This window comes from Polaromonas sp. CG_23.6 (assembly GCF_029892315.1).
Taxonomy (GTDB): domain Bacteria; phylum Pseudomonadota; class Gammaproteobacteria; order Burkholderiales; family Burkholderiaceae_C; genus Polaromonas.
Genome location: NZ_JARXUY010000001.1, coordinates 551,792 through 569,770 on the forward strand (window position 1 = coordinate 551,792; position 17,979 = coordinate 569,770).

Consider the following 17,979-nt stretch of genomic DNA (forward strand, 5'->3'; position numbering starts at 1 on the left):
TACGGAAAGGCTGTTTTCAAGTTTAGTGTCTGCAGGCGCTGGTCGGATGCGGCGCTGAAGCGGATTGACATACGCATGGGCGACGTGCGTGGCGTTGACCCGACGCGCCTTGGGGTCTGCGAGCCGCGCTGCGCAGGGCAGCGCTGCACCATCGAGAACACCCAGGGTCTGGTGCGTCAATATCCGGCGCGTTGGCCGGGTGTTTCAGGGTCCGACGACCATGCCGCCGACCTGCACCATGGCTTGTCGCAAATCCGCATCCAGCGTCGCCAGGGGGAGGCCTTCACGCAAGGCCAATTCGAGATAAGCGGCATCGTAAGACGATAGCTTGAAGCGCCGCGCCAGTTGCAGGGTATCGCCCAAAGCCCTTGAGGCTGTGCTTGGGTCTGCGGTGATGGCCATTTCTCCCAGCAAACCCACGAAGGCGCTGGCGCGCGCCTCCGACACCAAACCCTTGGCCTGGGCTTTGACAAGTACGTTGGCAACTTCCAGAGACCAGATACCGGGGACTACCGCTTCGCCAGTGTCCTGCGTCAACAGTTCCAATACGTGGGCAGCGTAAGCCAGCCGTTCGTCGCTGCCATCCTTGAACAACCATCGCATGACCACCGAGTTGTCCAGTACAAACCGCATCAGTCGCGGCCAGCCTCAAGCAACGCTTTGATGTCAACAGTTTGAAGCGGGGGGGCCTCATGCATCAAGGTTTGCATGCGCGCCGCAGCCAGTGTGCCCAAACGGCGGGCGCTGGTGCCCGCAGGCACCAGGTCCGCCACGGGCTCTCCTCGCTGGGTGATGGTGAAGCCCTGCCCATCGCGCACCCGGCGCAACAAATCCGCCAAATGCGTTTTAGTTTCGTAGGAACCTATGGATTGAAGCTGCATGAGATGGCCTGCGATTGATATAGACCAGATTGTAGACCAGTTGCGAAAAATGGCATGGGCTGCTGATGGCTTGTGATGCATTGCCGCCTCGGCCTTGAAAAAGTCCACGCTCTTTTTGCGCATAAATGGACTTTTTTTTCATCAGTAAGCCGTTCCAAAAAAGCGAATGCTGCTTTCGCGCCAGGACATCACGTCCGCCAAACAGTATTTCCAGGTGCGCGGAAATGACGGATCAACCACGCTGGGCATTGGCCATAATTTAAGAAAAATAGGCGTTATCCCCAATCAGGGAAAGTGCAAGAAGCTACTCAATAAATAGCAAAAAGCCACACGCCTATCCCGCCAAGCCGCTCAAAATCGGGCAGTCTGGCCGGTTGTTCCCGGCGCAGCAATGCGCCAGTTCCGCCAGCGTCTGCCGCATCGCTTCCATTTCGGCGATGCGCCGCTCCAGGTCGGCGACATGGGCCAGTGCGATGCGTTTCACGTCGGCGCTGGCCCGCTGCTGGTTTTGCCAGAGCTTGAGCAACTCGGCAATTTCCAGCATGCTGAAGCCCAGCGTCCGGGCGCGGCGGATAAAGCGCAGGGTATGGACTTCCTTGTCGCCGTACTGCCGATAGCCGGCATCGGTGCGGTGCACGGCAGGCAGCAGGCCCAGCGATTCGTAGTGCCGGACCATCTTGGCCGACACGCCCGACTGGCTGGCGGCCTGGCCGATGTTGAACGGGCCTGCGATCACAGAAGTTACGGATTTTTCGGGGCTTTTAAGGGCAGTTGTCATTGCGAGCTTCCTTTCCAGCGCCGCAGCAGCAGCGCATTCATCACCACGCTAAAGCTGCTAAAAGCCATCGCCGCGCCGGCAATCACCGGACTGAGCATTCCAAACGCCGCCAGCGGAATGCCGACCGCGTTGTAGAAAAACGCCCAGAACAGGTTTTGCCGGATCTTGGCATAGGTGCGGCGTGAGATGTCGATGGCGTCGGCCACCAGCGCCGGGTTGCCGCGCATCAAGGTGATGCCGGCGGCCTGCATCGCCACGTCGGTGCCGGTGGACATGGCAATGCCGACATCGGCGGCGGCCAGCGCGGGCGCGTCGTTGATGCCGTCGCCGACCATCGCCACGTGGCCGCCGCTGTCCTTCACCTGGTCTTTCAGCTGGCCAATGATGTCGGCCTTGTTTTCAGGCAAGACCTGGAAATGCACGATGTCGATGCCGAGTTGCTTCGCCACCGCTTCGGCGCTGCCCCGGTTGTCGCCGGTGACCAGCGCGGTCTGGATGCCGAGTGCGTGCAGGCTGGCGACGGCGGTGGCGCTGCTGGCCTTGACGGTGTCGCCAAAGGCCAGCAGCGCCAGCAGCTCGGGCACGCCAGTCAGATCGGCCAGATAAGACACGGTGCGGCCTTCAGCCTCCAGCGCCTCGGCGCGCGCGGCGAAGGCGCCAAGGTCCACGCCCAGCTCCTGCATGAAGCGTGGGCTGCCCAAGCGCAGTTCATGGCCTTCGACCACCGCTGACATGCCGCGTCCGGCCACTGCGCGGACCTTGGAGGCCGCCGGCACACTGCGTTCTTCCTGCACAGCCAGTTGCGTGACCGCTTTCGCCAGCGGATGCTCGCTGCCCGCCTGGATGGCGGCGGCCCAGCCCAGGGCCTCATCGCGCGACATTCCGGCGGGCTCCAGGGCGACCAGTTCAGGCTTGCCCTCGGTCAGCGTGCCGGTCTTGTCGAAAGCGACGATTTTTACCTGGTGCGCCACTTCCAGCGCTTCGGCGTCCTTGATCAAAATACCGTGCCGCGCCGCCACGCCGGTGCCGGCCATGATGGCGGTCGGCGTTGCCAGCCCGAGCGCGCACGGGCAGGCAATCACCAGCACCGCGACGGCGTTCAGGATGGCCGTTTCCCAGTTGCCCGTTGCCAGCCCCCAGCCGAGCAGCGTGAGCGCTGCAATGCCGATGACCACGGGCACAAACACGGCGCTGACCTGATCGACCAGCCGCTGGATCGGCGCTTTTTTGGCCTGCGCCGACTCGACCATCCGAACAATGCGCGCCAGCGTTGATTCAGCGCCGATGGCGGTGGTGCGCACGATGATTAAGCCTTCGGCATTGACCGCGCCACCCGTGACGTGGTCGCCGGCCTGCTTGCTGACCGGCAGGCTTTCGCCGGTGATCAGCGACTCGTCCACTTCCGTCATGCCTTCGATGATTTCGCCATCGACCGCGATGCGTTCGCCCGGCCGTACGACGACCTGATCGCCGACCCTGACCTTGTTGATCGGCACATCCGTGTCCACACCATCCCGGCGGAGCCGCGCGGTTTCAGGCCGCAGCGCATTGAGCGCCCGGATGGCTTCGGTGGTCTGGCGCTTGGCGCGCGCTTCCATCCATTTGCCCAGCAGCACCAGCGTGATGACGACGGCCGACGCTTCGAAGTAAAGATGCGGCATGCCGTCAGCGCCCTGCGTGAGCAGCAGGTAAACGCTCAACCCGTAGGCCGCTGATGTGCCCACTGCCACCAGCAAGTCCATGTTGCCCGCGCCGGCGCGCACGGCTTTCCAGCCGGCCTTGTAAAAACGCGCCCCCAGCCAGAACTGCACCGGCGTGGCCAGCAGCCACTGAACCCAGGGGTCGAGCATCCACGACTGGCCAAACAGCATGCCGACCATCGGCAGCGCCAGTGGCGCCGACAGCGCGGCGGCCACGGCAATCGGCCACCAGGGCGCGCCGGACGGTGTGGCCGGGCTGGCGCCGCTGGCGGCATCGGCATTCGCCTCTGCCCGGTAGCCGGCTTTTTCCACCGCCGCTATGAGTTGCGGCAGCGCGGCCGCGTCATCCGTCAGGGTGACTTCAGCAGTTTCCGTCGCCAAATTGACTTCGGCCGACAGCACGCCGGGCACCTGCCTCAAGGCTTTTTCGACCCGCCCCGCGCACGATGCGCAGGTCATGTCGCCAATCTTCAAGCGTACCGACGCCTCGCCCAGCGCGGCACCTGCCGTGCTGCCCACGGCATAACCGGCTTTTTCCACCGCCGCCTTCAATATGTCCAGCGTGACTTCGCGATCCGCCTTGACGCTGGCTTGCTCGGTGGCGAAATTGACGCTGGCTTCCTCGACGCCCGGCGTGGCGGCCAGGGCTTTTTCAACCCGGGCCACGCACGACCCGCAGGTCATGCCTTCCACGGGAAAGCGCCATTCCTTCAAAGTGGATGCAATGGCCAGCGGGGCTGGCAGGGTGTGGCTGACGCTCATGCGTGTCTCCTGAAAATATGACGATAGGGCAAGTCTGAACCTTCCTATCATGGCAGGGTCAAGCATTGGTCGATATTAATCCTGAAGGATTTCAGGATTTGCACAAAACCCGTTGACTTTGCCACCGTGGGAAGGTTCAGACTGCAGCCTGGGAATCTGGCGAAGCACTGCATTGGCAGGCGTCATTTCCCCAAAGGCGCGAAAAACAGCGTCCCCAGTTCTTTTTAACTTTTACTTCCCAAGGAAATCCCATGGAATTCAATGTTCCCGACATGAGCTGCGGCCACTGCGCCGGTGTCATCACCCAGACCGTCAAGCAACTCGATGCTGGCGCGACAGTCCACATCGACCTTCCGGCGAAAAAAGTCACCGTTGAAACCACCCAGGACCCGCAAACCGTGGCCGCTGCCTTGACCAGCGCGGGATATCCGCCGAACTGATGGCTGCTGCAGGGGGGCGCAAATGATTGCAGGCCATTTGAGCAGGCCTCTATAGAATCGTCCTTCCTTTCACTTTCGTCAGTGCCTGTGTCCGACCGTTCTGCTGTTTTGCCCCAATACCTGTTGCCCAAACAGGCGCTCACCCACTTCGCCGGTTTTGTTGCGTCGCGTGAGCGCGGCTGGGTGACGACCGAGATCATTCGCCGCTTTGTCGCCAAGTACCGGGTGAACATGGACGAGGCGCTCGATTCGGACATCAGCACTTACCGCACCTTCAACGAATTCTTCACCCGCGCCCTGAAGCCCGGTGCGCGGCCGATTGCGCAGGCCGAGCTGGTTTGTCCGGTCGATGGCGCCATCAGCCAGTTCGGCCCGATTGCGGGCAACCAGATCTTCCAGGCCAAGGGCCACCACTATTCGACCACTGCGCTGGTCGGCGGCGATGCGGCGCTGGCGGCGCACTATGACAACGGCAGCTTTGCCACGATTTACCTCAGTCCCCGGGACTACCACCGCATCCACATGCCGTGCGAAGGCCGCCTGAGCCGCATGATTTACGTGCCGGGCGAATTGTTCTCGGTCAACCCGGTCACGGCGCGCGGCGTGCCGGGGCTGTTTGCGCGCAATGAACGCGTGGTCTGCGTGTTCGAGTCGGCGCGCGGGCCGTTCGTGCTGGTGCTGGTCGGCGCGACGATTGTCGGCAGCATGGCAACGGTGTGGCACGGTGTGGTGAATCCCCCGCGCGGCAAGGTGGTGCGCGAATGGCTGTATCCGGCGTCCGGCCAGCCTGAAGTGATGCTCCAGCAGGGCGAGGAAATGGGCCGGTTTCTGCTGGGCTCGACGGTGGTTTTGCTGTTCCCCAAGGGGCCGTTGCGCTTCAACCCTGACTGGGCGCCGGGCGGCGCGGTGCGGCTGGGCGAGGCGATGGCCCACTGCGCCTGAAAAACTGCCAGCAGTTCATCAAAAAAGCCCCTGGACGTCACCGCCAGAGGCTTTTTTAGTTCAGTTTCAAGCCGGCTTGCAGCCAGCTTTCAGATCAAAACTTGTGACGCACGCCAACGGCGACGGCCGAGTTCTTGTAAGTCTCAGCGCCGGCCGCATTCTTTGCCTTGGTGTCCATCCAGCCAGCATACAAGGTCGTGCGCTTGGACAGGTCATACACACCCACCAGGCTGTAGCCCGAGCCGTTCTTGCCATCCGTGCCGGCAATTTCGCCATCGCCCTTGGCGTAGCCGAATGCCACGCTGGCAGCTTTGCTGAAGGGGACGGTCACGCCGACCTGGTATTGCTTGTCTTTCGCGTTCGTTGCGTCGGCCTTGGCCGTGTTGTAACCGGCCGTGAGCTTGGCAAGCCCGAAGTCATACGAACCGGCAATCAGCGTGTACTTGGTGCTTGTGGTGCCCGTTGAGGCTGCAGTCGTCGCAGCGGTTTGTGTTTTTTGCTCCTGGTAAGCCACGCCCACCAGCAGCGGGCCCGAGGCGTACTTCGCATGCAGGCTGACGGTTTGTCCGGCATCCACACTGACGTTATTAAGACCCAGTCCCTTGTTTTCGCCAAAGTTCACCGCCACCGCACCGCTGAAGCCGCTGTAGTTGGCCGAGGTGAAGGCGATGGAGTTGCTCAGGCGAGATTCGTAGGCAGCCACTTCGCTGTAGTTTTTGTCTTTGCCCCAGACGATGTCCGTGGCGGTCAACGCTTTGGAGTCGTAGGTGTTGTTGGTGCTGGAACGCAGTGCGTCGTAAGGCGTGGCCTGACGGCCCATGGTCACGGCACCGAAAGCGCCCGACAGGCCCACGGTGGCGACACGGTCGAAGACAGAGCCAGCCGTTTTCTGCTCGCCGGTGTCCATCTTCATGCCGCCTTCCAGCACGAAATTGGCTTTTAAACCGCCGCCCAGGTCTTCAGCGCCTTTGAAGCCCCAGCGCGAACTGCTCAGACCGTCGGAATCGACCACCGTTTGCTTGAGTTGCTTGCCGGGTGCGCCTTTTTCCGTCTGGCCAAAAAACAGGTCGGCCACGCCATACAGGGTGACAGAAGATTGAGCAGAAGCAACACCTGCAAAAGACAGCACCGCCAGCGTAATGAGAGACTTTTTCATTGGGAATTTCTATAAAAGTGTGGTCACAGGACTTCGTAGCCCCTACTTCCCGCGTCTTGCGGGAAAGTGTTACCCATTTAACAAAAACTTAATGACAAATCAGTGAAAACCCGTGTCCGCTTATTGTGGGCATGTGTAGTTGAACCGGATCAATGGATCGCGGCTTTGCCCGGCGTCAGATTCGATGCATTGCTTGATGCCGGCTGGCGCACCGCTGGCCGACGGCGTAAAGTAGCGGCTTCACAGCTTTGTGCTGAGCTGCTACTTCGGAGTCCCCGCCATGAATGCCCCCCTGCACCGCGAAATTCCCGCCCATATCCTCAACGCTGCCCAGGCCCTGTCCCAGGTCACCACCCAGTGGGACGAGGACATCGTTCGGCAGCTGACCGACTACATCGCCATTCCTGCCAAGTCACCCACCTTCGACCCCGACTGGGAGAAGCATGGCCACATCGACACCGTGATGCGCCATGCTGCCACCTGGGTGGAAGCGCAAAAGGTCGAAGGCTTGACACTCGAAATCGTCCGGCTCGAAGGCCGCACACCGGTGCTGTTTTTTGAAATCCCGGCGACGCGTGCCGGCTCCACGCAGACCGTGCTGATGTACGGCCACCTCGACAAGCAGCCCGAATTCACCGGCTGGCGCAACGACCTGAGCCCATGGAAAGCCACCTATGAAGATGGCAGGCTCTACGGCCGGGGCGGCGCCGACGACGGCTATGCGGTGTATGCCAGCATCGCCGCCGTGCAGGCGCTGAAAAGCCAGAACGTGCCGCACCCGCGCATCGTCGGTCTGATTGAAACCTGCGAGGAAAGCGGCTCCTACGACCTGCTGCCGTATGTGAATGCGCTCAAGGACCGTCTCGGCGAGGTCGCGCTGGTGGTCTGTCTGGATTCGGGCGCCGGCAACTACGACCAGCTCTGGCTGACCACCAGCCTGCGCGGCAATGCGGCCGGCGTGCTCAAGGTCGAGGTGCTGACCGAAGGCGTGCATTCCGGTGACGCCAGCGGCCTGGTGCCGTCCAGCTTTCGCATCATGCGCCACGTGCTTGACCGGCTGGAAGACAGCGCCACCGGCCGCCTGCTGCCGCAAAGCTTTCACTGTGAAGTGCCTGCCGACCGGCTGGTTCAGGCGCAGGCCACGGCGGCTATTTTGGGCGACGAAATCTACAAGCGCTTTCCGTGGGCGCATTACGACTGCGAAGGGGCCGCCGCCTTTGCGCTGCCGACCACCACCGACCCCGTCGAGGCATTGCTGAACCGCACCTGGCGCCCGACGCTCAGCGTGACCGGCGCCGAGGGCTTTCCGTCCTTTCGCGACGCCGGCAACGTGCTGCGGCCTTACACCGCCTTCAAGCTGTCATTGCGCTTTCCGCCGCTGGTCGATGCCGGCGTGGCGGTGCAGGAACTGAAAAAGCTGCTCGAAGACAACGCGCCCTACCAGGCGAAAGTCACGTTTGAAAGCAACGGCGGCGCCACCGGCTGGAATGCGCCCAGCACCGCGCCGTGGTTTGAAACTGCCTTGAACGCCGCATCGCAGAACTTCTTTGGCGCGCCCTGCGGCACGATTGGCCAGGGCGGCACGATTCCGCTGATGGGTATGCTGAGCAAAGGGTTCCCGAAAGCGCAGATGATGGTCTGTGGCGTGCTCGGCCCCAAGAGCAATGCCCACGGACCCAATGAATTTTTGCATGTGCCGTATGCCAAGAAGCTGACGGCGGCGGTGGCGCAGGTGATGGCCAGCGTGCCGGGCTGAGGCAGGGGCCAGGCTGAAACAGGCCCTGGTTCTTCTTTGGCTGTCATTGCGGACCTGATCCGCAATCCATGCCACCGCCCCCCAGCTGAATCGGCCAACGTCTGGCGTTTTAAAAACGCCTTGACGGCGCGCCAATGGATCCCGGGTCAGGCCCGGGATGACAGCGATGACAGTGATGTCATCGCTTCATGCCTCAAGCCTGGCGCAGCCGGCGCTGCTGCAGCCCCAGCCAGCCCAGCGCCAGCCCGGTCAGCCCGAGCGGCAGCAGCGAGCCGATATTCAGCAGCGTCCAGCCCTGCGTCGTCACCAGCACGCCCGACGCCAGTGACGACACCGCCAGCACCACGAACACGCAGAAATTCAGCGCGCCTTGCGCCTTGTCTTTTTCTTCCGGCCGGTAGGCCGTCAGGGCCAGCGTGGTGGCGCCGGTGAACAGGAAGTTCCAGCCCAAACCCAGCAAAAACAGCGCCGCCACAAACTGCTGGAACTCGACGCCTGACAGCGCGATCAGCACGCAGGCGATGTTCAGCGCCAAGCCGGTCGCCATGATGGGCAGCGTGCCGTAGCGCTTGATCAGGTGGCCGGTGAAAAAGCCTGGCGCGAACATGCCGATCACATGCCATTCCAGCACCCAGGCCACGTCGGAAAACGGCAGGCCGCAGACCTGCATGGCAATCGGCGTGGCGGCCATCAGGAGGTTCATCACGCCGTAGCCCAACGCGCCGGCGGCGGCTGCGACGATGAACACCGGCTGGCGCATGATGACGCCCAGCGGCCGGCCGCCGCCGCTGGCATGTTTCAGCGGTGGCGCTGGAAAGTCGATGAAGGCCAGCAAGGCCATCGCCAGCAGTGCCACGCCCGCCAGCGCTAGATAGGCGCCGGCAAACGGCACCTCGGTCAGGCTGCGCGTGCCGGCCGCCAGGTTGGGCCCGGCCACCGCACCGATCAGGCCGCCGGCCATGACCAGCGAAATCGCCTTTTCGCGAAATGCCGGCAGCGCCAGTTCGGCAGCGGCGAAGCGGTAGAGCTGCGCATTGGCGTTGTAGTAGCCCGCCACCAGCGTGGCTGCCACCAGCAGCCAGAAGTTGCGGCTGTAGGCCGCGTAGCAGCACAGCAGGGCCGACGCCAGGCCCACCAGCAACCCGAGCTGGAACGAGGTTTTGCGGCCGAAGCGGCGCTGGGTGTGAGCCACCAGCCCGGTCGACAGCGCGCCGCCGACCACATACGCCATCACCGGCAGCGTGGCCATCCAGCCCAGAGGCGCCAGACTCAAGCCGACCAGGCCGTTGATGGCGATGAAGGTGACGTTGTTGGTCAGGAACAAGCCCTGGCAAATTGTCAGCAGCCAGAGGTTGCGGTTCATGTTTTCAGTCCAGATTGCGTCGGGGTTCAGTCGAGATTCAGCAGCGACAGGCAGGCCAGCGGCGCAGTTTCGGCGCGCAGCACACGCGGCCCCAGCGTGACCGGGCTGAAGCCGCAGGCGATGGCGGCGGCTTCCTCGGCCGGGCTCAGTCCGCCCTCAGGGCCGTTCAGAAAGGTCAGGGCGCTGCCCGGCTTCACGCTGGCAATGGCCTGGCGCAGCGGGCGGCTGCCGTCCTGCAGCGACAGCAGCAAGCGCATGCCGGCCTCGGCGGGCAGGGCGGCGGTCTTTTTCAGCCAGTCGGACAGCGTCACCACGTCCTGCACGCGCAGCAGGCGATTGCGCCCGCACTGCTCGCTGGCAGCCATCGCGATGCCTTGCCAGTGGGCGACCTTCTTGTCGGCGCGCTCGGCCTTCAGGCGCAACACGCTGCGCTCGCTCATCACCGGCTGGATGCTGGCCGCGCCGAGTTCGGTGGCTTTTTCGATCAGCCAGTCCATGCGGTCGTTCGCCGGCATGCCGACGACCAGATGAATGCTGCGGCCGGCCTCGCGCGCCGTAGCGGTGAACGCGCCGATGGTGACGTCCACCTCGCTGCGCCCCATGCGCTCGACCGTGGCGTCGAATTCGCCTTCTGCATCACCCCGGCCGTTGAACAAGGTGATGTGTCCGCCGGGCTGCAGGCGCAGCACTTGTACATGGCGCGCGGTTTGGTCGGGCAGCGTGATGCTCTGGCCGGGAACAAGCGCGATGTCGGCGTAAAAACGGGCGCTCATGGCGTTGGCGCCGTTGGTAAAGACGCTGGATTGACTATCAAATCAATAGCTTCTTGCGCACGGCCAGCCTGCGCGAAAGGCCAGTTTGGCATCAAAATGTATACCCCACACGGGTTTCGTTGCCCTCGATTTCGTCGAGTAGCACCATCAGCGGCCCGAGCTGGCGGTACCGGGCGCAGGTGGCACGGGCGTACTTGATGAAGCGCGGCGTGTCGGCCAGGTATTTGGGCTTGCCGTCGCGCAGGCTCAGGCGCGCAAAAATGCCCAGCACCTTGAGGTGGCGCTGCAGGCCCATCCATTCGACGGCGCGGTAGAACTCGCCGAAATCATCGCCGACCGGCAAGCCCGCCTTGCGCGCTTTTTGCCAGTAGCGCACGGTGATGTCGAGCACAAATTCTTCTTCCCAGCTCAGGAACGCGTCGCGCATCAGGCTGGCGATGTCATAGGTGACCGGGCCGTACACCGCGTCCTGAAAGTCCAAAACGCCGAGGTCGCCGTTGGCGTCGACCATCAGGTTGCGCGGCATGAAGTCCCGGTGCACATAGACGCGTGCGCCATCCAGCGCGTTCAGGTTGCTGGCCTTGATTTGCGCGAACAGCGGATCGAGCTTGCCCATCAGCGTGGCATCCAGCGCAAAACCCCGGTACTTGCCGACATACCACTCGGGAAACAGCGCCAGTTCGCGCGACAGCAGCGCGTCGTCGTAAGGCGGCAGCACGCCGGGCTGGGACGCGAGCTGCCACTGCACCAGCACGTCGACCGCCTGCATGTAGAGATCGAAATGCGCCGGCGTCGCCTCGATGCGGGCATCGACGGCGGCGGGCGGCGCGATCACGTCCATCATGGTTTGCGCACCCAGGTCGCTCAGCAGCATGAAGCCCAGCGGCGCGTCCCAGGCCAGCACGCGCGGCGCCTTCAGGCCGGCGTCCGACATCAGGCCGGCCACCTTGACGAAAGGCGCGCAGTCTTCCTGGGCCGGCGGCGCATCCATGATGATGAAGCTGCCCGCGCCGTTGGCGGCATCCACGCGGAAGTAGCGGCGAAAGCTGGCATCGGCCGACGCCAGCCGGACGGTCTCTGGCTGCAAACCGTGGTGCGGCGCCACGGCGGCGAGCCACCGTGCAAAGGCGCTGGCGCGCGCGGGGTCAAGCCAGTCGGGAGGAAGGGAAGCGGTCATGTTTTCAAAGCCCTTGGTCGGTGCGGCAGCCCGGCGCGGGCCGGGGCAGGAGGGTCATGGATAATCAACCCTGATTTTACAAACGGGTTTATCTCATACAAACGATGCGCCACGCATCCCGCCCCTTCTTTATTCTTTCCCCGGTAGCCCATGCGGTCTCCCGGCTGGCGATGCTTGCCGCGCTGGGGCTGGCCGTCGCCGGACCCGGCCATGCGCAAACGGCTGCCGTGGTGGCCGACAGCGCCATGGCGTCCGCGCCCCTGGCGCTCAAAAGCTCGCCCCTGCTGGCCGAAAGCGTTTCAAAAGAGCCCGGAGACGAGGGACCGACCTTCGTCTTTGGCGACACCATTTCGGGCCGACCGGACCTGGAAACCGTGATTAAGGGCAATGCCGAACTGCGCCGTGGCGCTACATCAATGCGCGCTGACCGCATCGAGTACTACCAGCCCGACGACCAGCTCATCAGCACCGGCAATGTGCGCATCAACAATGCCGGCAACCGCTTTGAAGGCCCCGAGCTGCAACTCAAGCTCGACCGTTTCGAAGGCTTTTTCACCACGCCGCGCTACCGCTTTCTGCAAAACGGCGGCAACGGCCAGGCCGAGCGCGTCGATTTCATCGACGACAAGCATTTCAGTGCGCTCCGCGCCACCTACACCACCTGTGAGCGGGGCAACGAGGAAAGCTGGAAGCCGGCCTGGGAAATGACCGCGACCCGTGTCGACTTTGACCTGGACCGCGAAGTCGGCGTGGCCACGGGCGCTGTCGTGCGTTTCAAGGAGGTGCCGATCCTGGCCTTCCCCAAGATCAGCTTTCCGCTCAGCGACAAGCGCAAATCGGGCTTCCTGCCGCCCACGCTGGGCCTGGATTCGCTCAACGGCTTTGAAGTCCGCCAGCCGTATTACTTCGACATCGCACCCAACCGGGATGCCACCTTCTCGCCCGCCATCATGACCAAGCGCGGCGTTGATCTGGCCGGCGAGTTCCGCTACCTGGAGCCGACCTACAAGGGCCAGTTGCGCGCCAATGTGCTGCCTGGCGACAAGCTGCGCGACCGCGACCGCTGGTCGTACTCGCTGCAGCACAGCGGCGCCATCGACACCGGCGTGCCATCCATCGGCGGCGTGGGGCTGAACCTGAATTTGAACAAGGTCAGCGACAACGACTATTGGCGCGACTTTCCGGTGGCCACCGGCCAGGTCACGCAGCGGCTGCTGACGCAGGACGCTACGCTCAGCTGGAACAAAGGCTATTTTTCATCGGCGGTGCGGGCGCTGAAGTGGCAGACGCTGCAGGATGTGAACTCGCCCATCATCCCGCCGTATGACCGCCTGCCGCAACTGACGGCGGCCTACACCCGTGTCGATGCCCCGTTGCTGGGGCTGGGCAGCGGCTTTGACTGGTCGGCTGAAACGGATTTCACACGCTTTTCCGCCGACCAGAACCTGACGAAGCAGCCCAATGGCAACCGCGCGTTTACCAAACTCCAGGTCAGCCGCCCGTGGCTGGCACCCTGGGGCTACGTCACGCCCAAGGTGCAACTGCATGCCAGCAGCTACCAGTTCGAGTCGCCGCTGGCCAATGGCGCCACGTCGGCCACGCGCGTCGTGCCGACCTTCAGCCTGGACAGCGGCCTGACCTTCGAGCGCGACGCCAGTTATTTCGGCCGCAGCTTCACCCAGACGCTGGAGCCGCGCGCCTTTTATGTGCGAACGCCTTACCGCAACCAGGATTTCCTGCCGAACTACGACTCGGGCGCGAACAGCTTCAACTTCGCCACCGTCTTCACCGAAAACGCCTTTGTCGGCAACGACCGCATCTCGGACGCCAACCTGCTCACGCTGGGCCTGACCTCGCGCCTGCTGGACCCGGCCACCGGCGTCGAGGCGGTGCGCCTGGGCGTGGCGCAGCGCCTGCGCTTCGACGACCAGCGCGTCAGCCTCCCCGGCATCGGCACCACACCCGTGCCCGGCGCACTGCCGGTGACCGACCGCGTCAGCGACCTGCTGGTCGGCGCTTCGGTCAACTGGGTACCCCAGTGGTCGTTCGACGGCACGGTCCAGTACAACCCCAAGATCAAGGAGTCGGAACTGGCGTCCATCGGCGTGCGCTATAACCCGGGCAATTACCGCACCGTCAGCGCCGCCTTTCGCCGCCAGCGCAACATCAGCCAGCAGGTCGACGTTGGCTGGCAGTGGCCGATCAATGACCTGTGGGGCGACAAGGGCCAAGACCTGGGCGCCGGACGCGGCCAGGGCGGCGGGCGCTACTACAGCGTGGGTCGGCTGAACTACAGTACGCTGGAGAAAAAGCTGGTCGACGCGGTCGTGGGTGTTGAATACGATGGCTGCTGCTGGATTGGCCGCGTCGTGCTGCAGCGCTCGCAAAACAGCACCGCGACGTCCAGCACGCGCATCTTGTTCCAGCTTGAATTGGTGGGTTTTTCACGCCTTGGCTCGAGCCCGCTTGAAACCCTCAAGAACAACGTGCCACGCTACCAGAACCTGCGTGACAAAATCAGCCCTCCCAGCCGCTTCACCACTTATGACTAAACACCGCTTTTTTACTGTCCGGCCGCTGTCCGCCGCGCTGGTGCTTCTGCTGGCGCTGCCCCTGGGCGCCGTGCACGCCCAAATCACCCGCCCTTCGGCCACGCCGCGGCTTGTGGTGCCTGCACCGCCGTCTGCCAGCACGGCGCCGCGCGAAGGCGCCCAGCGCCAGGCCGATTTCATCGTGGCCGTGGTCAATTCCGAGCCAATCACCAACAACGAAGTGCGTGCCAAGCTGCTGCGCACCGAGCAGTTGCTCAAGCAGCAGGGCAGCGCCGTGCCGCCGCGCAACCAACTGTTGCCTCAGCTGCTCGAGCGCATGGTCAGCGACAAGGCACAGCTGCAGGCCGCGCAGGCCTCGGGCCTGAAGATCGACGACAACGCCGTCGAGGGCGCGGTGCAGACGGTGGCCCGACAGAACCAGATCACGGTTGACGAGTTGCGCTTGCGGCTGAAGGCCGACGGCATCGACTATGACCAGTTCCGCTCCGAGATCCGCGACGAACTGCTGATCAGCCGCCTGCGCCAGCGCGAAGTCAAGGTGAATGTCAGCGAGTCGGAGATCGACGCCTACCTGCGCGATCAGCAAGGTCAGCCGGGTGCGGCCAGCGCAGCGCCGGCGGCGCTCAATCTGGCTGAAATCCTGGTGGCGGTGCCTGAAAAAGCCACGCCCGACCAGATCGCCATCCTGCAGGCCAAGGCCCAGCAGGTGCTGGAACGCGCCCGTTCCGGCGCCGACTTCGCCGGGTTGGCGATCGAGGTTTCGGCGTCGCGCGGCAATGGCGGCCAGATGGGTTTGCGCAGTGCTGACCGCTACCCGCCGCTGTTTGTCGAGGCGACAAAAAATCTGCGCGCCGGTGAGCTGGCCGGTCCGGTGCGCAGCCCCGCTGGCTTTCACATCCTGAAGGTGATCGAGAAAAGCCAGGGTGGCCTGCCAGACGCCGTCGTTGCGCAAACCCATGCGCGCCACATCCTGCTGCGGCTGACGCCCCAGCTGACCGAGGCAGCTGCCATCGAGAAACTTGCGGGCTTCAAAAAGCGCATCGAGGCCGGCCAGGCCGACTTTGCGACACTGGCGCGCGAGAACAGCCAGGACGGCTCGGCCAAAGAGGGCGGCGACCTGGGCTGGGCACCTGCCGGCGCCTTTGTTCCGGAGTTTGAAAAAGTCATGAATTCTCTGGCGCCCAACCAGGTGTCCGACCCGCTGGTGTCGCGTTTCGGCGTTCACCTGCTGCAGGTGCTGGAGCGCCGCGAGGTGCCCGTGTCACCGCGCGAACAGCGCGAGATGGTGCGCGGCGTGGTGCGCGAGAAAAAGCAGGAGGAAGCGCTGGTGCGCTGGGCCGAGGACATTCGCGGCCGTGCCTACGTGGAATTCCGCGAAGTGCCTCAATGACCCCCACGCTTGCCATTTCGTGTGCTGCGCTGCCCCCCGAGGGGGCTGCTGCCCTTGCAGGGCGCCACACCGCCAGAGGCGGCGCATCTGCAGGCTGTCCAAGCCCGCGCAGGCGGGCTTGGAGCCGCAGCCTGCAGCCTGCGGCCCGGCAAAGCCGGTTCCGCGGCCCCTGCTGGAGTAGAGAGAAAACCATCGTGCTCACTGCTTCACGCGGTTCAATGGTTTGCGTTGCATGAAGCACATCCCACGCAAACGCTTCGGCCAGCATTTCCTGACCGACCGGCTGATCATCGACGGCATTGTTGACGCGATTGCACCGTTGCCCGGCCAGCCGATGGTCGAGATCGGGCCTGGGCTTGCGGCGATGACACGGCCCCTGGTGGCGCAGCTTGGGCACCTGACGGTGATTGAGCTGGACCGCGATCTGGCGCGCCAGTTGCGCACGAATCCGCAGCTGACCGTGGTCGAGTCGGATGTGTTGCGGGTCGATTTCAGGCAACTGGCTGAGCAAATCCGGTTGGAGTCTCCTGAAGCGGCGAGCGTGGGGGCTCCCAAGCTCCGAGTGGTCGGCAATCTGCCCTACAACATTTCCACGCCCATCCTGTTTCACCTGCTCGATGCGGTCGATGTGATTGAGGACCAGCATTTCATGCTGCAAAAGGAAGTCATCGACCGCATGGTGGCCTCGCCCTCGACCAGCGACTATGGCCGGCTCAGCGTCATGCTGCAGTGGCGCTATGCCATGGAAAACGTGCTGCACGTCCCGCCGCAGAGTTTTGATCCGCCGCCGCGCGTGGACAGCGCCATTGTGCGCATGGTGCCGCATGCCGAGCCGGAAAAGCTCGACGTCAAGCTTCTCAGCGAACTGGTCCGGGTGGCGTTCAGCCAGCGGCGCAAGCTGCTGCGCCACACGCTGGGGAAGTGGCTGGAACAAAAAGAATTTTCCGGTGACTTCGATGTCAAGCGGCGTGCCGAAGAAGTGCCGGTGGCTGAGTATCTGGCGCTGACGCAGCAGGTTGAAGCCGGCACTGCTCAGACTAAAGACACTGAAGCACTGTAAAAACAGTAGCTGCATAGGTTCGTCAGATAAGTGCAAATGGTTGTTTTTGGCCATAAAAAAACCCGCAAGTTGCGGGTTTTTTGTTTTCAGCCTGAACCGTGGTTCAGGCTGCTGCAAGCCAGTAGCTTGCATTGAAAGGACTGCTCATGCGCAACGCCAACGGCGACACATCGAGAAGTTTGTCGGTCGGCATCGGTTCATCACCATCTAGCACGACTTGCTGGGCCTGATTCGCCCGATCCCCTTGGCCAATGTCCGGGGAGCGGGCTACAGAAAAGAATAGAAGCAGCGGAACGGTATCTTGCGGTCTGCCCAGTAGTCGGACGCGTCCCTGAAGATGTCGAGCAGTTGCTCGCGCGCTTCCTTGTCGAACTTGGCGTGTGCGGGAATCTGTTCCAGCACGACGATGAAGCCGGGCTGCGGGCCTGACTTGTGCACTAGGTCGGTCATGCAGTCGTACAGGGCGTCAAAGTTCTTGCCGAAATGCGCCGGAAAGGTGTATTGGGCCGCGATCATGTCCAGGATGTCCTGCTTGCTCTGGGCGTTGCCCAGGTTGGCATACAGGAAATGCTGGTTCAGCTTCGTGGCCGCTTCCTGCAACTCGGGCACCCGGAAGGCGCGTATGGACTGCACAATGTTGGGCCTTATGCCCTTCAAAGGTATTTCGTCGTCCTTACGAAGTGGTGTATCCATCTCCGCTTCTCTTTCTCTTAGTTCTAAAGTCAAAATAACAACCACAGTTCTGGTTAATGAACGATTTTGCGAAAACTCGCATAGTGATCATCGGTGTAAAAACAGGCATCGGGCGCTGCGGCTTGCAAGCCACCACACACGATGCGCCGGGCACCTCGGCTGCGCTCTCCAGGTGTTCGGACGGTGTATTCGCGGTAATAAGCGCGAACATTTGCCGGAAGCAGCCGTTCACGGTTGCCAAACACCACGCCGTCCTTGTCATGCCTGAAAGGTCCGCCCTGATAAATCAGCGTCAGCATGCTGCGTCCCTGGGGAGGCAACTCGGCGAGCGCAACGGTGTCGGCCAGCGCCGGCGAAGAAGTGGTTCTGGCAAGGGCCGCGCCAAAAGGCACTATCGCCATACCGGCCGAAACCGCCAGCAGCACCGTCAAGCCAGCTTGACGCCAGCGTCCGGACCCATTACTGCGCAATCCCTGCATGAAAAATACCTTTCTTGAATTCAGCGTCAACCAGCCAGATTTTCGGGTTAACCCTTAAATTTCAAGAAGGGTAGTTT

General features: G+C 63.1%; 16 protein-coding genes. 6 read left to right on the forward strand and 10 right to left on the reverse strand.

Annotated elements, in window-relative coordinates; translation table 11 throughout:
* Positions 1–204: 204 nt before the first annotated feature.
* From H4V98_RS02670 to H4V98_RS02685, 4 genes are all read right to left on the reverse strand, one after another.
* The gene (locus tag H4V98_RS02670; RefSeq protein ID WP_196862545.1) at positions 205–633 is read right to left on the reverse strand and encodes a type II toxin-antitoxin system VapC family toxin; all 429 of its coding nucleotides are present in this window, start codon (positions 631–633) and stop codon (positions 205–207) included.
* A complete protein-coding gene (locus H4V98_RS02675) occupies positions 633–1,004 on the reverse strand; it encodes a type II toxin-antitoxin system prevent-host-death family antitoxin (protein ID WP_196862544.1) in 372 nt (123 codons plus the stop codon). Before H4V98_RS02675 ends, H4V98_RS02670 begins: the two co-directional genes overlap by 1 nt.
* A 211-nt stretch (positions 1,005–1,215) precedes the next feature.
* Positions 1,216–1,659: a Cu(I)-responsive transcriptional regulator gene (gene cueR, locus H4V98_RS02680; RefSeq protein ID WP_196862543.1), complete on the reverse strand. Its 444-nt coding sequence runs from the start codon at positions 1,657–1,659 to the stop codon at positions 1,216–1,218.
* Positions 1,656–4,121: a heavy metal translocating P-type ATPase gene (locus tag H4V98_RS02685; protein WP_196862542.1), complete on the reverse strand. Its 2,466-nt coding sequence runs from the start codon at positions 4,119–4,121 to the stop codon at positions 1,656–1,658. Before H4V98_RS02685 ends, cueR begins: the two co-directional genes overlap by 4 nt.
* Positions 4,122–4,372: 251 nt before the next feature.
* On the opposite strand from H4V98_RS02685, the gene H4V98_RS02690 reads away from it, so the two are divergent.
* Positions 4,373–4,561 (forward strand): heavy-metal-associated domain-containing protein, encoded by a 189-nt coding sequence (locus H4V98_RS02690; RefSeq protein ID WP_196862541.1) that lies wholly within the window; start codon positions 4,373–4,375, stop codon positions 4,559–4,561.
* Positions 4,562–4,648: 87 nt separating this feature from the next.
* Positions 4,649–5,503 carry an archaetidylserine decarboxylase gene (asd, locus tag H4V98_RS02695; protein ID WP_196862540.1) on the forward strand — a complete coding sequence of 285 codons (855 nt, stop codon included), beginning with the start codon at positions 4,649–4,651 and terminating at the stop codon, positions 5,501–5,503.
* A 94-nt stretch (positions 5,504–5,597) separates the two neighbouring features.
* Here asd and H4V98_RS02700 read toward each other — a convergent pair whose 3' ends face one another.
* Positions 5,598–6,659: a porin gene (locus H4V98_RS02700; protein WP_196862539.1), complete on the reverse strand. Its 1,062-nt coding sequence runs from the start codon at positions 6,657–6,659 to the stop codon at positions 5,598–5,600.
* A 280-nt stretch (positions 6,660–6,939) separates the two neighbouring features.
* Between H4V98_RS02700 and H4V98_RS02705 the strand changes: the two genes are divergently transcribed.
* Positions 6,940–8,415, forward strand: a complete 1,476-nt coding sequence (locus H4V98_RS02705; protein ID WP_196862538.1) for a M20 family metallopeptidase — start codon at positions 6,940–6,942, stop codon at positions 8,413–8,415.
* Positions 8,416–8,608: 193 nt separating this feature from the next.
* On the opposite strand, the gene H4V98_RS02710 is transcribed toward H4V98_RS02705, so the two are convergent.
* From H4V98_RS02710 to H4V98_RS02720, 3 genes are all read right to left on the reverse strand, one after another.
* The gene (locus tag H4V98_RS02710) at positions 8,609–9,778 is read right to left on the reverse strand and encodes an MFS transporter (protein ID WP_196862537.1); all 1,170 of its coding nucleotides are present in this window, start codon (positions 9,776–9,778) and stop codon (positions 8,609–8,611) included.
* A 26-nt stretch (positions 9,779–9,804) separates the two neighbouring features.
* Positions 9,805–10,551 carry a 16S rRNA (uracil(1498)-N(3))-methyltransferase gene (locus tag H4V98_RS02715; protein WP_196862536.1) on the reverse strand — a complete coding sequence of 249 codons (747 nt, stop codon included), beginning with the start codon at positions 10,549–10,551 and terminating at the stop codon, positions 9,805–9,807.
* 91 nt (positions 10,552–10,642) lie between these two features.
* Positions 10,643–11,728 carry a phosphotransferase gene (locus tag H4V98_RS02720; RefSeq protein ID WP_196862535.1) on the reverse strand — a complete coding sequence of 362 codons (1,086 nt, stop codon included), beginning with the start codon at positions 11,726–11,728 and terminating at the stop codon, positions 10,643–10,645.
* A 104-nt stretch (positions 11,729–11,832) separates the two neighbouring features.
* On the opposite strand from H4V98_RS02720, the gene H4V98_RS02725 reads away from it, so the two are divergent.
* The 3 genes from H4V98_RS02725 to rsmA all read left to right on the forward strand — a co-directional run bounded on the left by H4V98_RS02725 (position 11,833) and on the right by rsmA (position 16,730).
* Positions 11,833–14,280, forward strand: a complete 2,448-nt coding sequence (locus H4V98_RS02725) for an LPS-assembly protein LptD (RefSeq protein WP_196862534.1) — start codon at positions 11,833–11,835, stop codon at positions 14,278–14,280.
* On the forward strand, positions 14,273–15,670 hold the full coding sequence (locus H4V98_RS02730; RefSeq protein WP_196862533.1) for a peptidylprolyl isomerase: 1,398 nt from the start codon (positions 14,273–14,275) through the stop codon (positions 15,668–15,670). Before H4V98_RS02725 ends, H4V98_RS02730 begins: the two co-directional genes overlap by 8 nt.
* 232 nt (positions 15,671–15,902) lie before the next feature.
* Positions 15,903–16,730: a 16S rRNA (adenine(1518)-N(6)/adenine(1519)-N(6))-dimethyltransferase RsmA gene (gene rsmA, locus H4V98_RS02735; RefSeq protein ID WP_196862532.1), complete on the forward strand. Its 828-nt coding sequence runs from the start codon at positions 15,903–15,905 to the stop codon at positions 16,728–16,730.
* 267 nt (positions 16,731–16,997) lie between these two features.
* Here the strand turns inward: rsmA and H4V98_RS02740 are convergent, their stop codons facing one another.
* Complete coding sequence (locus H4V98_RS02740; RefSeq protein ID WP_196862531.1) at positions 16,998–17,423, reverse strand: barstar family protein; 426 nt, start codon at positions 17,421–17,423, stop codon at positions 16,998–17,000.
* Positions 17,424–17,476: 53 nt separating this feature from the next.
* Complete coding sequence (locus H4V98_RS02745) at positions 17,477–17,824, reverse strand: ribonuclease domain-containing protein (RefSeq protein WP_196862678.1); 348 nt, start codon at positions 17,822–17,824, stop codon at positions 17,477–17,479.
* Positions 17,825–17,979: the final 155 nt, after the last annotated feature.

Excerpts from the sequence above, each read along its gene's own strand:
- H4V98_RS02740 (WP_196862531.1), bottom strand. The coding sequence starts at position 17,423 with ATGGATACACCACTTCGTAAGGACGACGAAATACCTTTGAAGGGCATA.
- H4V98_RS02710 (WP_196862537.1), bottom strand. The coding sequence starts at position 9,778 with ATGAACCGCAACCTCTGGCTGCTGACAATTTGCCAGGGCTTGTTCCTG.
- cueR (WP_196862543.1), bottom strand. The coding sequence starts at position 1,659 with ATGACAACTGCCCTTAAAAGCCCCGAAAAATCCGTAACTTCTGTGATC.
- H4V98_RS02715 (WP_196862536.1), bottom strand. The coding sequence starts at position 10,551 with ATGAGCGCCCGTTTTTACGCCGACATCGCGCTTGTTCCCGGCCAGAGC.
- H4V98_RS02675 (WP_196862544.1), bottom strand. The coding sequence starts at position 1,004 with ATGCGCAAAAAGAGCGTGGACTTTTTCAAGGCCGAGGCGGCAATGCAT.
- H4V98_RS02685 (WP_196862542.1), bottom strand. The coding sequence starts at position 4,121 with ATGAGCGTCAGCCACACCCTGCCAGCCCCGCTGGCCATTGCATCCACT.
- H4V98_RS02730 (WP_196862533.1), top strand. The coding sequence starts at position 14,273 with ATGACTAAACACCGCTTTTTTACTGTCCGGCCGCTGTCCGCCGCGCTG.
- H4V98_RS02670 (WP_196862545.1), bottom strand. The coding sequence starts at position 633 with ATGCGGTTTGTACTGGACAACTCGGTGGTCATGCGATGGTTGTTCAAG.
- H4V98_RS02705 (WP_196862538.1), top strand. The coding sequence starts at position 6,940 with ATGAATGCCCCCCTGCACCGCGAAATTCCCGCCCATATCCTCAACGCT.
- H4V98_RS02720 (WP_196862535.1), bottom strand. The coding sequence starts at position 11,728 with ATGACCGCTTCCCTTCCTCCCGACTGGCTTGACCCCGCGCGCGCCAGC.
- rsmA (WP_196862532.1), top strand. The coding sequence starts at position 15,903 with ATGAAGCACATCCCACGCAAACGCTTCGGCCAGCATTTCCTGACCGAC.
- H4V98_RS02690 (WP_196862541.1), top strand. The coding sequence starts at position 4,373 with ATGGAATTCAATGTTCCCGACATGAGCTGCGGCCACTGCGCCGGTGTC.
- H4V98_RS02745 (WP_196862678.1), bottom strand. The coding sequence starts at position 17,824 with ATGGCGATAGTGCCTTTTGGCGCGGCCCTTGCCAGAACCACTTCTTCG.
- H4V98_RS02700 (WP_196862539.1), bottom strand. The coding sequence starts at position 6,659 with ATGAAAAAGTCTCTCATTACGCTGGCGGTGCTGTCTTTTGCAGGTGTT.
- H4V98_RS02725 (WP_196862534.1), top strand. The coding sequence starts at position 11,833 with ATGCGCCACGCATCCCGCCCCTTCTTTATTCTTTCCCCGGTAGCCCAT.